Source organism: Shouchella oshimensis, assembly GCF_002019765.1.
Lineage (GTDB): Bacteria > Bacillota > Bacilli > Bacillales > Bacillaceae_D > Shouchella > Shouchella oshimensis.
The window spans coordinates 95,910-113,554 of record NZ_KV917380.1 but is presented as its reverse complement, the minus strand read 5'-3'; the positions used below and the strand labels follow the sequence as shown (position 1 = coordinate 113,554).

At 43.5% G+C, this 17,645-nt stretch carries 9 protein-coding genes and 3 rRNA genes; 11 read left to right on the top strand and 1 reads right to left on the bottom strand.

All coding sequences use genetic code 11. The annotated features are described in order from the left end of the window. Positions 1 to 277 precede the first annotated feature (277 nt). The 3 genes from BK583_RS00560 (at position 278) to rrf (ending at position 5,539) form a co-directional block, all read left to right on the top strand. Positions 278 to 1,826: ribosomal RNA gene (locus BK583_RS00560) — 16S ribosomal RNA — on the top strand. A 461-nt stretch (positions 1,827 to 2,287) separates the two neighbouring features. Further along, positions 2,288 to 5,224: ribosomal RNA gene (locus BK583_RS00555) — 23S ribosomal RNA — on the top strand. A 199-nt stretch (positions 5,225 to 5,423) separates the two neighbouring features. After that, positions 5,424 to 5,539 (top strand): 5S ribosomal RNA (gene rrf, locus BK583_RS00550). The 16S, 23S and 5S rRNA genes sit together here, the layout of an rRNA operon. Before the next feature lie 697 nt (positions 5,540 to 6,236). Here the strand turns inward: rrf and BK583_RS00545 are convergent. After that, entirely contained in the window at positions 6,237 to 7,178 is a 942-nt protein-coding gene (locus BK583_RS00545) for a YaaC family protein (RefSeq protein ID WP_055737765.1), read from the bottom strand. Positions 7,179 to 7,304: 126 nt separating this feature from the next. On the opposite strand from BK583_RS00545, the gene guaB reads away from it, so the two are divergent. The 8 genes from guaB to BK583_RS00505 all read left to right on the top strand — a co-directional run bounded on the left by guaB (position 7,305) and on the right by BK583_RS00505 (position 17,638). Continuing rightward, positions 7,305 to 8,762: an IMP dehydrogenase gene (gene guaB / locus BK583_RS00540; RefSeq protein WP_055737764.1), complete on the top strand. Its 1,458-nt coding sequence runs from the start codon at positions 7,305 to 7,307 to the stop codon at positions 8,760 to 8,762. A gap of 103 nt (positions 8,763 to 8,865) precedes the next feature. Continuing rightward, a complete protein-coding gene (locus BK583_RS00535) occupies positions 8,866 to 10,203 on the top strand; it encodes a D-alanyl-D-alanine carboxypeptidase family protein (protein WP_236702491.1) in 1,338 nt (445 codons plus the stop codon). Between the two features lie 82 nt (positions 10,204 to 10,285). Continuing rightward, positions 10,286 to 11,065: a carbon-nitrogen family hydrolase gene (locus BK583_RS00530; RefSeq protein WP_038484765.1), complete on the top strand. Its 780-nt coding sequence runs from the start codon at positions 10,286 to 10,288 to the stop codon at positions 11,063 to 11,065. A 33-nt stretch (positions 11,066 to 11,098) separates the two neighbouring features. Next, entirely contained in the window at positions 11,099 to 12,781 is a 1,683-nt protein-coding gene (locus BK583_RS00525) for a PucR family transcriptional regulator (protein WP_055737763.1), read from the top strand. A gap of 182 nt (positions 12,782 to 12,963) precedes the next feature. Further along, positions 12,964 to 14,154 (top strand): M24 family metallopeptidase, encoded by a 1,191-nt coding sequence (locus BK583_RS00520; protein WP_038484771.1) that lies wholly within the window; start codon positions 12,964 to 12,966, stop codon positions 14,152 to 14,154. Between the two features lie 23 nt (positions 14,155 to 14,177). Continuing rightward, positions 14,178 to 15,377, top strand: coding sequence for a cystathionine gamma-synthase family protein (locus tag BK583_RS00515; RefSeq protein ID WP_236702490.1), 1,200 nt, complete (start codon positions 14,178 to 14,180; stop codon positions 15,375 to 15,377). A 1-nt stretch (position 15,378) separates the two neighbouring features. After that, positions 15,379 to 16,578: a M20 metallopeptidase family protein gene (locus tag BK583_RS00510; protein WP_236702489.1), complete on the top strand. Its 1,200-nt coding sequence runs from the start codon at positions 15,379 to 15,381 to the stop codon at positions 16,576 to 16,578. Then, the gene (locus BK583_RS00505; RefSeq protein WP_055737761.1) at positions 16,568 to 17,638 is read left to right on the top strand and encodes a homoserine dehydrogenase; all 1,071 of its coding nucleotides are present in this window, start codon (positions 16,568 to 16,570) and stop codon (positions 17,636 to 17,638) included. Before BK583_RS00510 ends, BK583_RS00505 begins: the two co-directional genes overlap by 11 nt. The last annotated feature ends 7 nt before the right edge of the window (positions 17,639 to 17,645 follow it).

Sequence of the window (17,645 nt, the reverse complement as noted above, 5' to 3'; positions counted from 1 at the left end):
AATAAATTCATAAATACAGTTGACGGTTTATTAATAGAATGATATATTATTACTTGTCCTCTTAAGAGAGGCGCAAACAACTTACCATTTCTTTTAAAAAAGTTGTTGACTTTATACGAGAGAAAATGGTATATTAATTGAGTCGCCAAGAGAGATCGAGGCGCAAACGAGTTCTTTGAAAACTGAACAAAAGCCAAGCGTAAAAAGAGATACAAGGTATCTCGTCAATGAAGTTAGACACAGCTTTAAATTGTGCAAATGAGCAAGTCAAACACTTTTAACGGAGAGTTTGATCCTGGCTCAGGACGAACGCTGGCGGCGTGCCTAATACATGCAAGTCGAGCGGACAGAAGGGAGCTTGCTCCCGGACGTTAGCGGCGGACGGGTGAGTAACACGTAGGTAACCTGCCCCTTAGACTGGGATAACTCCGGGAAACCGGAGCTAATACGGGATAATAAAGAGAATCACCTGATTCTCTTTTGAAAGACGGCGTCTAGCTGTCACTAAGGGATGGGCCTGCGGCGCATTAGCTAGTTGGTAAGGTAACGGCTTACCAAGGCGACGATGCGTAGCCGACCTGAGAGGGTGATCGGCCACACTGGGACTGAGACACGGCCCAGACTCCTACGGGAGGCAGCAGTAGGGAATCTTCCGCAATGGACGAAAGTCTGACGGAGCAACGCCGCGTGAGTGAGGAAGGCCTTCGGGTCGTAAAGCTCTGTTGTGAGGGAAGAACAAGTACCGGGGTAACTACCGGTACCTTGACGGTACCTCACCAGAAAGCCACGGCTAACTACGTGCCAGCAGCCGCGGTAATACGTAGGTGGCAAGCGTTGTCCGGAATTATTGGGCGTAAAGCGCGCGCAGGCGGCTTCTTAAGTCTGATGTGAAATCTCGGGGCTCAACCCCGAGCGGCCATTGGAAACTGGGAAGCTTGAGTGCAGAAGAGGAGAGTGGAATTCCACGTGTAGCGGTGAAATGCGTAGATATGTGGAGGAACACCAGTGGCGAAGGCGACTCTCTGGTCTGTAACTGACGCTGAGGCGCGAAAGCGTGGGGAGCAAACAGGATTAGATACCCTGGTAGTCCACGCCGTAAACGATGAGTGCTAGGTGTTAGGGGTTTCGATGCCCGTAGTGCCGAAGTAAACACATTAAGCACTCCGCCTGGGGAGTACGGCCGCAAGGCTGAAACTCAAAGGAATTGACGGGGACCCGCACAAGCAGTGGAGCATGTGGTTTAATTCGAAGCAACGCGAAGAACCTTACCAGGTCTTGACATCCTTTGACCACTCTGGAGACAGAGCTTCCCCTTCGGGGGCAAAGTGACAGGTGGTGCATGGTTGTCGTCAGCTCGTGTCGTGAGATGTTGGGTTAAGTCCCGCAACGAGCGCAACCCTTGATCTTAGTTGCCAGCATTTAGTTGGGCACTCTAAGGTGACTGCCGGTGACAAACCGGAGGAAGGTGGGGACGACGTCAAATCATCATGCCCCTTATGACCTGGGCTACACACGTGCTACAATGGATGGTACAAAGGGCAGCGAAACCGCGAGGTGGAGCCAATCCCATAAAGCCATTCTCAGTTCGGATTGTAGGCTGCAACTCGCCTACATGAAGCCGGAATTGCTAGTAATCGCGGATCAGCATGCCGCGGTGAATACGTTCCCGGGTCTTGTACACACCGCCCGTCACACCACGAGAGTTTGTAACACCCGAAGTCGGTGAGGTAACCTTTTGGAGCCAGCCGCCTAAGGTGGGACAAATGATTGGGGTGAAGTCGTAACAAGGTAGCCGTATCGGAAGGTGCGGCTGGATCACCTCCTTTCTATGGAGTTTTTACTCTAGTCGATGTATGACCTCGGGTCATATAGCGCTTTGGATCTTTTGTTCAGTTTTGAATGAACTCTGTTTCATTCTTATAGTGTTTTGACAAAGAGAAACAAGAAAATCGAGGATGGTAGTGTTCGATTGAGAGAGCGTAGTTGTCTACGTGATTGAATGAGAAGCACGTGCCAGACGAAGAGATTCGCCGTTTATCGGACGTCAAACTTGGTTCTTTGAAAACTAAATCATAATCAATCAACTCAAATTAGTTTTGTTCATCGGTGTTACAACTGTTTGAACGAGACGTCAAGAATTCATAAACCTTTTAGGTTAACTGTTTGACAAAGAGAAACAAGAAGATCGAGGATGGAAGTGTTCGATTGAAGGAGCGTAGTTGTCTACGTGACTGAATGAGAAGCGCGTACCAGACGATGAGATTCAACGTTTATCGGACGTCAAAATGGATAAGTTAGAAAGGGCGCACGGTGAATGCCTTGGCACTAGGAGCCGATGAAGGACGCGACGAACAGCGATATGCTTCGGGGAGCTGTAAGTAAGCTTTGATCCGGAGATTTCCGAATGGGGGAACCCACCATCCGTAATGGGATGGTACTCCTGCCTGAACACATAGGGCAGGGTGAGGCAGACCCGGGGAACTGAAACATCTAAGTACCCGGAGGAAGAGAAAGCAAATGCGATTTCCTGAGTAGCGGCGAGCGAAACGGAATCAGCCCAAACCAAGAGGCTTGCCTCTTGGGGTTGTAGGACACTCTATACGGAGTTACAAAGAAACGGAGTAGGTGAATTGTCTGGAAAGACAAGCCGAAGAAGGTAACAGCCCTGTAGCTGAAACTTCGTTTCCTCCAGAGTGGATCCTGAGTACGGCGGGACACGTGAAACCCCGTCGGAATCCGGGAGGACCATCTCCCAAGGCTAAATACTCCCTAGTGACCGATAGTGAACCAGTACCGTGAGGGAAAGGTGAAAAGCACCCCGGAAGGGGAGTGAAAGAGATCCTGAAACCGTGTGCCTACAACTAGTCAGAGCCCGTTAACGGGTGATGGCGTGCCTTTTGTAGAATGAACCGGCGAGTTACGATAACGTGCAAGGTTAAGCTGATGAGGCGGAGCCGTAGCGAAAGCGAGTCTGAATAGGGCGAGTAAGTACGTTGTCGTAGACCCGAAACCGGGTGATCTACCCATGTCCAGGGTGAAGGTCGGGTAACACCGACTGGAGGCCCGAACCCACGCATGTTGAAAAATGCGGGGATGAGGTGTGGGTAGGGGTGAAATGCCAATCGAACTCGGAAATAGCTGGTTCTCCCCGAAATAGCTTTAGGGCTAGCCTCGAGTGATGAGTTTTGGAGGTAGAGCACTGATTGGACGAGGGGTCCCCACAGGATTACCGAATTCAGTCAAACTCCGAATGCCAAAAACTTTAACTCGGGAGTCAGACTGCGAGTGCTAAGATCCGTAGTCAAGAGGGAAACAGCCCAGACCATCAGCTAAGGTCCCCAAGTATACGTTAAGTGGAAAAGGATGTGGAGTTGCTTAGACAACCAGGATGTTGGCTTAGAAGCAGCCATCATTGAAAGAGTGCGTAATAGCTCACTGGTCGAGTGACTCTGCGCCGAAAATGTACCGGGGCTAAACGTATCACCGAAGCTATGGCAATCCCAGTAGGGATTGGGTAGGGGAGCGTTCCAAGGACTGTGAAGCTAGATCGTGAGGACTAGTGGAGTGCTTGGAAGTGAGAATGCCGGTATGAGTAGCGAAAAGAGGGGTGAGAATCCCCTCCGTCGAAAGCCCAAGGTTTCCTGAGGAAGGCTCGTCCGCTCAGGGTTAGTCGGGACCTAAGCCGAGGCCGAAAGGCGTAGGCGATGGACAACAGGTTGATATTCCTGTACCACCTCGTATTTGTTTGAACGATGGGGGGACGCAGAAAGGTAGGGTGAGCGCGCCGCTGGCTGTGCGCGTCGAAGCATGCAAGGCTGGAACATAGGCAAATCCGTGTTCCGTGAAGGCTGAGCTGTGACCGTGAAGGACCCAAGGGTCCGAAATCCCTGATCCTCCGCTGCCGAGAAAAGCCTCTAGTTAGAATACAGGTGCCCGTACCGCAAACCGACACAGGTAGGCGAGAAGAGAATTCTAAGACGCTCGGGAGAACTCTCGTTAAGGAACTCGGCAAAATGACCCCGTAACTTCGGGAGAAGGGGTGCTCTATTAGGGTGTTAAAGCCCGAGAGAGCCGCAGTGAATAGATCCAAGCGACTGTTTAGCAAAAACACAGGTCTCTGCGAAGCCGTAAGGCGAAGTATAGGGGCTGACACCTGCCCGGTGCTGGAAGGTTAAGAGGAGGGGTTATCCCGTAAGGGAGAAGCTCTGAATTGAAGCCCCAGTAAACGGCGGCCGTAACTATAACGGTCCTAAGGTAGCGAAATTCCTTGTCGGGTAAGTTCCGACCCGCACGAATGGTGCAACGACTTGGATACTGTCTCAACGAGAGACCCGGTGAAATTATAGTACCTGTGAAGATGCAGGTTACCCGCGACAGGACGGAAAGACCCCATGGAGCTTTACTGTAGCTTGATAGTGAGTGTTGGTACCATTTGTACAGGATAGGTAGGAGCCTTGGAAGCCGGAGCGCTAGCTTCGGTGGAGGCGTCGGTGGGATACTACCCTGATGGTGCTGACATTCTAACCTCGACCCGTGATCCGGGTCAGGGACATTGTCAGGTGGGCAGTTTGACTGGGGCGGTCGCCTCCTAAACAGTAACGGAGGCGCCCAAAGGTTCCCTCAGAATGGTTGGAAATCATTCGTAGAGTGCAAAGGCATAAGGGAGCTTGACTGCGAGACCTACAAGTCGAGCAGGGACGAAAGTCGGGCTTAGTGATCCGGCGGTGCCGTATGGAAGGGCCGTCGCTCAACGGATAAAAGCTACCCTGGGGATAACAGGCTTATCTCCCCCAAGAGTCCACATCGACGGGGAGGTTTGGCACCTCGATGTCGGCTCGTCGCATCCTGGGGCTGAAGTAGGTCCCAAGGGTTGGGCTGTTCGCCCATTAAAGCGGCACGCGAGCTGGGTTCAGAACGTCGTGAGACAGTTCGGTCCCTATCCGTCGCGGGCGTAGGAAATTTGAGAGGAGCTGTCCTTAGTACGAGAGGACCGGGATGGACATACCGCTGGTGTACCAGTTGTTCCGCCAGGAGCATCGCTGGGTAGCTACGTATGGACGGGATAAGTGCTGAAAGCATCTAAGCATGAAGCCCCCCTCAAGATGAGATTTCCCATGGCGTAAGCCAGTAAGACCCCTTAGAGATGATGAGGTTGATAGGTCAGAAGTGGAAGTGTGGCGACACATGGAGCGGACTGATACTAATCGGTCGAGGGCTTATCCTAAATTTCTTGAGTTTGAGTATGATGATTTGATTTAGTTTTGAAAGAATCACCGATTCTTTTTAACAAATGAGTTTTACAAAGAGAAGCAAGGGATTTGCGGAAGTGACGATGGACTTGAAGGAGCGTACTCACGTACGTGACTGAAAAGGAAAGAGGAAACTGACAAAAAAGCCCGACGCTTATCTGAAGTAAACCAAAGTCTGGTGGCAATAGCAAAGAGGTCACACCCGTTCCCATGCCGAACACGGTCGTTAAGCTCTTTTGCGCCGATGGTAGTTGGGGGCTTCCCCCTGTGAGAGTAGGACGTTGCCAGGCATATGAGAAAGACACCTGAAAAGGTGTCTTTTTTGCGTAGAAAGAAAAGCGCAAAAGAGCTACGCTTCGGCAGAAGCGAGCCAAATAAAAAAGTAATCATATGAAACACGAAAGGGTTGTTTTCGTAAAAGCTTCATGGGAAGCATCGGGGATCTATCAACGAGAGGAACGTCCTCAAAGAAAACCACCGTGGAGCTAAGGGACGTTGCCAGGCAATCAGAAAGACACCTGAAAAGGTGTCTTTTTTGCGTAGAAAAAAAGCGCAAAAGAGCTGCGCTTCGGCAGAAGCGAGCCAAATAAAAAAGTAATCATATGAAAGCAGCGTGCTTCCCCAGTGAGACGAAAGGGTTGTTTTCGTGAAGCCTCATGGGAAGCATAGGGAACCCATCAACAAGAGGAACGTCCTCGAAGAAAATCACCGTGGAGCGGTAGGACGTTGCCTGGCAATGAGAAAGACACCTGAAAAGGTGTCTTTTTTTTCGTAGAATGAAAGGCGCAAAAGAGCTGGAATCTTTAGAGAGATGAGACACTAATTACAAGTGTGGTCTTAAAGGAACCCACATAAGCAGTAGAGAGCTTATTAAAGAATAAAGCTAATCATAGGGGATTAATACTAGACATCACCCGTTTCATGGCATAAGAGGCTTGTAAACGACTTTTAAATGAATCAGGCTATCGACCTCGATAATAAATTAGGTTAGCGTTGAAGTAATTTAGTGAGAACAACATGTTGACTATCTTTTTCTACAAGGTCTAAGAAATTCTTAATGAACGGCATTTCGTCGCAATCCAATGTATGCAGTCTTTCTCCCCACCATTCTGTTTCATATCGACAAATCATGCTGAGATTGTAGAGAACAAGATAGTAGACCATTAAAGTGGGAAGCTTCATGTAGTCTGTTTTGGCTGAATGGAGAGCATATGTGTTTTCATTTACAAATAAAAGAGGACTAATGTTTCGTTCTTTTAGTACATCAATAGGGTGTAAGACAATAGTTTCCCTCTGTTCACTAACGTTTAACGAATGGTTGTACCCATAGCTAATTAAATAATCTTTAAAACGTTCAGCTGTCATATGGTAAGCATCAAGCACACTAGAAGGAAATGTGAGTGTTTGATTTTCGTGAAGCGTTCCGTAGTAATAAGGTTGTTCAGAAAGCAGATGAACAAAAGCATCTTGCATCGGTGGTAGTTGTTTAAATAAGAGAGCCATGGAGTATTTATCAGAATATTGATTTGGTTTCATGTGAAACATTTTTTGCATTAGATGTGGAAACAAACCATCTTGTTGTACTTTTACTTCATCGGCTAAAAACGAATAGCCTTGCTTTTTTCTTTTTCGTGTTGAGACACCGTGAGACAATACAGATGATTTTGCTGGGTAGTCTGGGTCGTATTTAAGAATGCAGGCTTTTAGAAGCTGAGAGACTCCGTAAAATAAAAGCATCGGCTTTATCGCTACAGGAGCTTGTTTAGCCTGAGTGTAGTAAAGCTGACCATGTTGAATATGATACATAAATCGGTAAGAATTCATGTAGCTCTTTGAAGAGGCAACATCTTCTTTTTCAATAAGCTGATACTGTTCTTTTAGAAAATCTTGTGTAAAGCTGGCCGATTCGAAAAAGGTAAAATCATTCATAGAGGGATCCATCCTTATGTATAGTGAATTCAGAAAAGTGCTACTTAAACCCTTGTCTTGACAGTAGTTTGCCCAGTTGATAAGCTACTAATAATATTTTCTGGCTTTTTTAAGGGGGCAAATACGATGTGGGACGATAAATTTAAAAAAGAAGGCTTAACATTTGATGATGTTTTGCTTTTACCGGCTAAATCTGAAATTCTTCCAAGAGATGTTTCAGTCGCAACAAAGTTAAGTGATAATGTAAAGTTAAATATTCCAATTTTAAGCGCTGGGATGGATACGGTAACGGAATCGGAAATGGCTATTGCGATTGCTCGTGAAGGTGGTATGGGGATTATTCACAAGAATATGTCCATTGAAGAGCAAGCGGAACAAATTGACAAAGTCAAACGTTCAGAAAGTGGTGTTATTACAGATCCATTTTTCTTAACGCCGGATCGACAAGTATTTGATGCTGAGCACTTAATGGGTAAATATCGTATCTCAGGTGTACCTATCGTAAACGAATCTCAACACTTAGTAGGGATTCTTACAAATCGCGACTTACGCTTTATTGAAGACTATTCCATTAAAATTGATGATGTTATGACGAAGGAAGGTCTTGTTACAGCGCCGGTTGGAACGACTTTAGAAGAAGCAGAGAAAATTTTACAAAAATATAAGATTGAAAAATTACCACTTGTTGATGATGAAGGTGTGTTAAAAGGGTTAATTACCATTAAAGATATTGAAAAAGTAATTGAATTCCCTAACTCAGCTAAAGACAAGCAAGGTCGTCTTCTTGTAGGTGCAGCCATTGGTGTGTCTGCAGATGCTGATGTTCGTATTGAAGCGGTTGTAAAAGCAGGTGCCGATGCAATTGTCATTGATACTGCACACGGTCATTCACAGGGTGTGTTAAATAAAGTAGCTGCTGTAAGAGCTAATTATCCTGACCTAACCATTATTGCAGGGAATGTTGCTACTGCTGAAGGCACAAAGGCATTGATTGAAGCTGGAGTTAGTGTAGTGAAAGTAGGAATTGGTCCAGGGTCTATTTGTACAACACGTATTGTTGCTGGAATTGGTGTTCCGCAAATTACCGCAGTGTATGATTGTGCGACCGAAGCAAGAAAACATGGTGTACCAATTATTGCTGATGGTGGGATTAAGTACTCTGGAGATATTACTAAAGCATTAGCTGCTGGTGGACATGCTGTAATGCTTGGTAGCTTGCTGGCAGGTGTTTCTGAGAGCCCTGGTGAGACTGAAATCTATCAAGGTCGTCAATACAAAGTTTATCGAGGCATGGGTTCCCTGGGAGCAATGGAAAAGGGAAGTAAAGATCGTTATTTCCAGGAAAATAATCAAAAGCTCGTTCCAGAAGGTATTGAAGGACGTACATCTTATAAAGGACCGTTAGCAGATACGGTTCACCAGTTAGTTGGTGGTGTTCGTGCTGGTATGGGTTACTGTGGAACGGCTACATTAACAAATTTAAGAGAAGAAGGCCAATTTGTCCGGATCACTGGTGCAGGCTTAAAAGAGAGCCACCCACATGATGTACAAATAACAAAAGAAGCGCCAAATTATTCGTTATAATCGACAAACTTTTGACCAATAGATAGGGACTTCCCTATCTATTTTTTTGTATGTTAGCATGATACAATAAGAAACATGTGTAGAAATAGTGGAGGTGTCATTTTTGAAAAGAAATAACCGAGCGAAGTGGGCAAGAATGTCTTTGTTGTTCACGTTGATTTTAGCTCTAGTAACAGTACCTTATCAAAATGCAGATGCAAATACAATTAATGTTGATGCGTCGGCTGCAATTATGATAAATGGAGATACAGGTCAAATCCTTTATGAAGATAATATAGATGAGCAGTTAGCTATCGCAAGTATGACAAAAATGATGACTGAGTATTTATTATTTGAAGCGATTGAAGAAGGCCAAGTTTCTTGGGATGATACTGTTCAAATTGAAGATCATTTATATCCTTTATCTCATCAAGGCGGTCTTTCAAATGTAATGCTACGCTCAGATTATGATTATACGGTGAAGGACCTTTATGAATCAATGGCTATCTATTCTGCAAATGCGTCAACAATGGCACTTGCTTCTCATATTGCTGGATCAGAATCGGCATTTGTTCAGCAAATGAATGAAAAAGCAGCAGAATTAGGTCTTGATCATTATGACTTTGTCAACTCAAGTGGATTACCGAATTCTAGTTTAGATGGTCATCATCCAGACGGGACCCCAGCAGATGCGGAAACAACTATGTCTGCTCGTTCTGTTGCACAACTTGCTTTTCATCTTTTAAATGACTACCCGGAAGTATTAGAAACAGCAAGTATTCCTTTTGCTGAATTTCAAGCGGGACCAGATGAAACCGTGAATATGCCAAACTGGAATCAAATGTTACCAGGTATGAGTCATGAATACGAAGGCGCAGATGGATTAAAAACGGGTACAACCGATGCTGCTGGGAACAGTTTTACAGGAACAGCCTTACGAGATGGTACACGACTGATCACCGTTGTAATGAATGCTGGAGATCCACAAATTAGAACTGAACGTTTTGATGAAACAGCAAAATTGTTTGATTATGGATTTGATCAGTTCGAAGACATTACTGTTGTGGAAGAAGGACAAGAGCCCGAAGACAATACGTTTACTGTTAGTGGCGGTAAAGAAACAGAGGTGTCAGTCGTCACTTCTGAAAACTTGAATGTATCAACCCAAAAAAATGCAAATCAAGACTACACGCTTGAAGTCGTCCTTGATGAAGAGCTCTTGAATGAAAACGGAGAACTTGTCGCACCAATAAGCGAAGGCGAGCGTATTGGTACGTTAAAAGTGAACTTTGATGATCCAACGGAATACATTCAAGGAACACAGTTAAGTGGAGTTGCATTAGTTGCAACAGAAGATATCGAAGAAGCTGGTTGGTTTACAATGTCTATGAGAGGTATAGGTTCATTCTTCTCAAGCATGTGGACGAGTCTTACTGATACTGTATCTGGCTGGTTTAATTAAGAAAATGAAAGAAGCAGTTCTATTGTGGCTGCTTCTTTTTTCACTATTCGGGTACATAAATGAAAGAGGGAGTTGATTAAAAATGAAAGTGGCACTGTATCAAGGGGACATCGAACTTGGTGATGTGAAGAAAAATAGTGAGCGTGTTGCAGCGTGGATGAAACAGCTTTGTAAAGAGAAAAGTGTGAATTGTGTTATTTTACCTGAATTATGGTCTTCAGGTTATGCGTATGATCAATTAGAGCAGATAGCGTCTCAAGAAGAAGAAACAAAAGCCTTTATGGTTGAACTTGCTAACACGCATAAGGTGCATATAATTGGAGGATCAATCGTTACAAAAAGAGAAAATAAGTTTTACAATACAGCTCTTGTTTATAACAAAGAAGGGGCATTGATTAATCAATATGATAAAGTGCATTTAGTGCCAATGCTAAACGAACCCGACTTTTTTGCAGCTGGCCAAGAACCGCCTCATTTGTTTACTTTAGATGGGTTAACGATAGGCACAATGATTTGCTATGACCTACGTTTTCCTGAATTAGCAAGAAAACTAACGTTAGCAGGTGCAGATGTGTTAGTCATTCCAGCTGAGTGGCCAAGAGCAAGAACCGCTGTATGGCGTACGTTGCTTCAAGCACGAGCGATTGAGAACCAAGTATACGTTATTGGCGTTAACCGAATAGGTTCTGATACCCAAACTGCCTATGGTGGTCATTCAGTGGTCATTCGTCCAAGTGGTGATGTAATAGAAGAAGCAACTGAAGATGAAGGAACAATTCTTGCAACGTTAAAGAAAAAGGAAGTTGAACAGATTAGAGAAGATATTCCATTATTAAAAGATCGCAAACCTTCTCTTTATTGAGAGAGATAGCTGCAAAATAGGGAGGGCAAATCCGTGTTAACGTTAAATGAAATCATGAAATTAGATATCATGAAGCCTGCTACCATTAAAACAGCTGTTAATCATGTAGGCAATAAACAAGTGGAGTGGGTCTCTATAACCGAGGCACCAGTAGAGAACTTTATACGTAAACACGAACTTGTTCTAACAACAGGTATTGGTTACGGTCATGATCCAAAACAATTTTATGAGTTTGTATCTGATGTGATTAAATCTGAAGCTGCTGCGTTAGCGGTAGCAACAGGTCGTTATATATTTGAATTATATGAAGATGCGAAAGCATTAGCAGAAGAACATGAATTACCCATTCTATTTTTGCCATGGGAAATACGATTTGCTGACCTAACACAAGCGGTTACTGCTCGCTTGTTAGATCAGAAGCAAGAGCACCTTCAATTTACGCAACATATTCAACAAGAATTACTCTCCCTTACTCTTGCAGGCAATCGTTTGTCAACTATTGCTGACCATGTTTCAAACTGTATGGCAGTACCCATTGTGATAACAGATCATGCCGGTACATTGAAGGGAAAAAGTCATCTCGTTTCCCATTCATTTGAAAAGAAAGTACGACATGCAGTAAACGATGTGAGAGCATTTGATTTTTCAAGCGAACACCATCCTCTTGAAAGCAAAATTCAAGAAATTGTTGTGGAAAAGGATACGTTATACGTATTACCAATTATCCAAACAAATCATGATATTCAAGGCTATATGTTCACAACGCCATTAAGTGAATCAGACAAGGTGGATGAACAAAGCTTTTTCATCATTTTAGAGCATACAGTAACGGCCGCGGCTTTCTGGTTCTTACAGGAAAACGCTGTTCAAGAGGCGGAGGCACGAATTCGAGACAATTTTGTTGCCGATTTAGCTAATGGCATTCACTCAAAACCTTTATATGCAAAAGCACGTGCATTTGGCTACAATTTGCATTTATCTTATCTTGCAATCGTTGGCTTTCCCCATAATTTCGAGACGTTATTTTCGAAAATTGGTCAAACGGCTACTTATGAAGAATGGTTATCGAGTATGATTCATTACATTGAGGAAGAAATTTATTTTGCAGGTTCAACGATTGAACGAGGGTGTATGTCAACTTTTTTAGATAGTCAATTAATCATCTTCCTAGAAGTTTCTGCTGAAGATTATAAAGCAACGGTCAATAGTTTTTTGGACTTATTATACCGAAGATTGGATCATTTATTACCTGATGTTGAACTTACTTGGGCAATAGGAGATGCAGCCATTGAGCCCAATAGATTTGCAGCTCGTTTTGCAGAAGCCAAGCAAGCCCTGCAATTAGGTTTGGGTCGACTTGGTAAAGGAAGTCGAATTTATTTCAGCGATACGAAAATTGATCGAGTCATGCATAAAATTGGAACAGTTGATGAAATTCAAGAATTAATCAAAGGATACGTTCAACCGCTTATTGATTATTCGATAATGAGAGAAATTGATCTACTTGAAACCTTTATAGTATACCAGCGAAATCAAAATAAAGTGTCACAAACAGCCCGTGTTTTACACCTTCACCGTCAATCTTTATTATATCGACTTAGAAAAATTGAAACCATTACAGGTTTATCTCTTGCAAATCCTGATAACCTTTTTTTGTTGGATTTATGTATCCGTACGTATCAAATAAAGAAGAATATGGAGACACCTCAGATGTAGGTGTTTTTTTATGGAATAAGATCTGACGCTCAGAATCCTTGCGACTAAAGGAAAAAAGGGAATGGAAAGAAAAATGTATAATGAATATACCTAATTTTCATACATTTTTTCCATTACGTTCAATAGAGGGTCTCTATATACTGTAAGTAGAGATTAGCTTGCATCTTTAAGGAGGCCAGAAAATGTTCCCGTTCACGTTAGAGGAGTTTCAAGCACGAATTGCGAATACAAAAAAGAAGATGGAAAAAAGGGGTATTGATGTCTTACTTATAACGGATCCAGCTAATATGAATTACCTCTCTGGTTTTAACGGCTGGTCCTTTTATGTTCATCAAATGTTAGTCCTACTCATTGATGAAGAACAGCCCATATGGCTTGGTAGAGGAATGGATGCAAATGTTGCGAAGCAGACAACATGGCTTATGCATGAACGGATCATCTCTTATCCCGACTATTTTGTCCAGTCTCGAGAAGAGCACCCAATGGATTTTATCGGCAAGGTTCTTTCCGATATTGGTCAATCGAATCGATCCATTGGTGTTGAGATGGATACGTATTACTATACTGCTCAAGCTCATCATCGCTTAAAAGAAGCTTTACCAAATGCAACTTTTGTCGATGCTACCAACCTCGTAAACTGGGTCAGAATCATAAAATCAGAGCAAGAGATCCATTATATGAAGCAAGCGGGAAAGATTGCTGCTAAAGCTATGTATGCAGGTATGAATGCCATTCAAGCCGGTGCAAGAGAATGTGATGTTGTTGCTGATATTTACCATGCACAACTCTCAGGAACGGATGAAGGTGGTGGGGATTACCCAGCTATTGTTCCGTTGTTACCTGCTGGAATAAAAACAGGTGCTCCACATATTACATGGACGGATCAACGTTATCCTAGTGAAGAAACGGTTATCATTGAACTAGCAGGTTGTCATCAGCGCTACCATGCTCCTTTAGCCCGAACGATTACAATTGGAAAACCACAGCAGCGTGTTTCAGATGTAGCAGACATTGTTGTAGAAGGGTTGAACGAAGTGATGGCATTTATTAAACCTGGCGTAACGTGTGAACAAGTAGAAGCAGTCTGGCAAAAAACTATTAATCGATATGGACTAAAGAAGGAGTCTCGCTTAGGATATTCAACAGGTTTGAATTATCCACCGGATTGGGGTGAGCATACTGCAAGCTTACGAAAAGGGGATCAGACAGAGTTAAAAGAGAATATGGCGTTTCATGTGATTCCTGGTATGTGGTACGAAGATTTTGGCGTCGAGATTAGTGAATCGATTCGGATCACAAAGGATAGTTGTGAGCTTCTTGCAGATTTTCCTAGACAGTTATTATCGAATACGTCGATTGACTCTGCATCGTAATCAAAAATAAGGGGATGAGAGATTTGACAGAACAACACAAACCATCATTAGCAACCCAAGCCGTTTGGGCAGGAGAAAAAGAGTATCTTGTACATGGAGCAACTCAAGTGCCTGTTATACCTAGCGTTGCATTTGGTTATGACGATATGGATGAGTGGTATGAAGTTGCAATTGGACGCAAAAAAGGTCATATATATGGACGAAATACAAATCCAACTGTGCAAGCATTTGAAGATAAAGTTAAAGTATTAGAAGGTGCTAACGCGGCGACGAGTTTTTCTACGGGAATGGCCGCCATTTCTAACACGTTATATACCTTTCTTCGCCCTGGTGATCGTGTTGTGACAATTAAAGATACGTATGGGGGAACGAATAAAATTTTTACAGAATTTTTGCCAAACATAGGTGTGGATGTGCAGTTTTGTGAAACTGGCAATCATGAACAACTAATAGAAGAAACCGCAAAAGGGTGTAAAATTTTATATTTAGAAACACCGACAAATCCAACTGTGAAAATTACGGATATAAAGAAATGTGCCCAAGCAGGCCATCAAGCAGGAGCATTAGTGGTTGTCGATAATACATTCGCTACCCCAATTAATCAAAATCCGTTGCAACTTGGAGCCGATCTTGTTCTGCATAGCGCTACGAAATTTTTAGGTGGTCATGCAGACGCATTAGGCGGTGTCGTCGTAGGCTATGATCATGCCCTGATCGAAGCCATCTATCATTACCGTGAAATTAACGGTGCAACGATGGATCCATGGGCCGCTTACCTTCTATTGCGTGGTATGAAAACGTTAGATCTGCGAGTAAAGAGACAGGCAGAAACAGCAATGAAGCTCGCAACGTATTTAAAGACAGTTGAAGGGGTAGAACAAGTCTTTTATCCAGGTCTTGAAGACCATCCAAATCATGCAATTGCAAAAGAACAAATGTCAGGCTTTGGTGGTATGTTGAGTTTTGCTGTTACTGGAGGAGTGGATACAGTTCGTCATTTATTGCCGAAATTACAGTATGCTAACCGAGCGGCTAATTTAGGTGCTGTAGAGACGACAGTAGGTCCTGCAAGAACAACAAGTCACGTGGAATGTACACCAGAAGAGCGTGCAGCCATGGGCATACCAGAAGGGCTCATACGTGTATCATGTGGGATTGAAGATGCAGATGATATTATTCAAGATTTTAAACAAGCATTTAAGGCAGTGGAAGTAGGCGTTTAAGGTGGAAGTGTTAAAAGCATATGCCCTAAAAATGGAAGAAAAGCTTATTGAGTGGCGACGTCATTTGCATCGATACCCCGAATGTAGTTTTCAAGAAAAAGAAACCTCTGCTTTCGTCAAAAAGCAGCTAGAAAACATACCGGGAATGACCGTTTTTCAGTCAAACGTTGGCTATGGGGTAGTAGGGACACTATCGAATGGGGTTGGACCAACCATTGCTTTACGTGCAGATATGGACGCATTACCCATTCATGAGGAGGCAGATGTCTCCTTTTCTAGTGAACATCCAGGGATAATGCATGCGTGTGGTCATGATGCTCACACGGCTATTTTACTAGGTGCTGCAACGTTGCTTGCAGAACAAATCAATCATACATCAGTAACAGGTACAATCAAATTTGTGTTCCAGCCAGCAGAAGAATCGACGGACGAAACGAATACATCAGGTGGATTGTATTTAGTAAAAGAAGGTGTGTACGACGATGTTGATATGGCATTCGCTCTCCACATGTGCCCGTGGCTCACACCCGATGCCATTCAAGTCTACAAAGGACCAGCGATGGGCAGCTTCGATGTGTTTAAAGGAACGATAAAAGGGACTGGTGGACATGGCGCATATCCTCACTTAGGAACAGATCCAGTCTGGCTTCTATCTCAAGTTTTGCCTGCATTATATAGTTTACAAAATAGACTCGTTTCGCCGTTAGAAGCGGCTATATTAAGTATAGGCATTGTTCAAGGTGGAAGGGCTAACAATGTGATTCCGTCAGAGGTATACGTGGAAGGAACCATCCGTTGTTACTCGGCAGCTACACGAACCTACTTAATAAATGAAATTAGAAAAGCGTTTACACTAGCTAATGTATTTGGGGGAGAAGGAACTTGCCTAATAGAGTCTGGTGAGCCTGCTCTTGTAAATAACGGTGAGGCTATTGATGTCATTGTCGACACTGCTAAAACGCTTTACCCAAATGATCGTATCGTGGATGCTCCCTATGGTTTGGGGAGTGAGGATTTTGCCTATACAGCAGAAAAGGCGCGAGCAGCTATGTTCTTTTTAGGATGTAAACCAGAACATGGTCAATATGATTTACACACGCCGCTTTTTCAAATTGATGAAGCTTGTCTGAAGAAAGGGGCGACATTGCTAGCTTCAACAGCGTTGGCTGCATTACAAGGAGGAATTGACAATGAAGCTTAAATTAGCATTACTCGGGTTTGGAGTGGTCGGGCAAGGCCTCGTGGAGCACCTAATTCAACATGGTGAGAAGGCGAAAGAAGAGGTTGGTTTTCATCCAGTGGTTGTTGCCATCTCTGATTTTAAGAAGGGATCTCTCTATGATCCGGAGGGTCTTGATTTAGAGCTACTACTTCATACATTAGAAACCACAGGTTCCCTTGAAGATTATCCTCAGTCAAAAGGTTTAATTCGTGATCTTGATGCCATTGCAACCATTATTGAAAGCAACGCAGATGTCGTTGTTGAAGCTACTTATACAAATGTAAAAACAGGAGAGCCAGCTATCACTCATTGTAAGACTGCATTTCAACATAAAAAGAGCGTTGTGATGACGAATAAAGGCCCTATCGCTCTTGCATTAAAAGAGCTTGAGAGTCTAGCAAAAGAAAACAACGTGTTTCTTGGCTATGAGGGGACTGTTATGAGCGGAACGCCGTCATTACGACTTCCAAAGACAACATTAATTGGAAATAAAATTACGAAGATTAGTGGAATTTTAAACGGCACAACCAATTATATGATTACACAAATGGAAAAAGGCTTTTCGTATGAAAGTGCCTTAAAGGAAGCACAAGAAAAAGGATATGCAGAGGCAGATCCAACGAGTGATGTAGAAGGTTACGATGCCATGTACAAAGTCGTTATCCTAGCAAATGCTGTCATGGGTAAGGATATTACTGTAGAACAAGTGGAGCGAGAAGGGTTAAATACTTTAACTCGAGAGGCTATCTTAGCGTCAAAGGAAAAGCAATCATGTTGGAAGATGCTCGGTACGGTGGAAGAACGAGAAAACGGTGTTGTACACGCATCTGTGAAGCCCGTTGAAATTCCTCTTACTCATCCTTTAGCAAGCATTGGCGGTGCAACAAATGCCATTACGTATTCATGCAATATGTCTGGTGATATTACGTTAACAGGAGCTGGGGCAGGGAAAAGAGAAACCGGGTATGCTCTTTTTATTGACTTAATTTACTGTCATCTGCACGTGCAAAGTCAATCAAATACGACGATGATAAATTAGGAGGTTA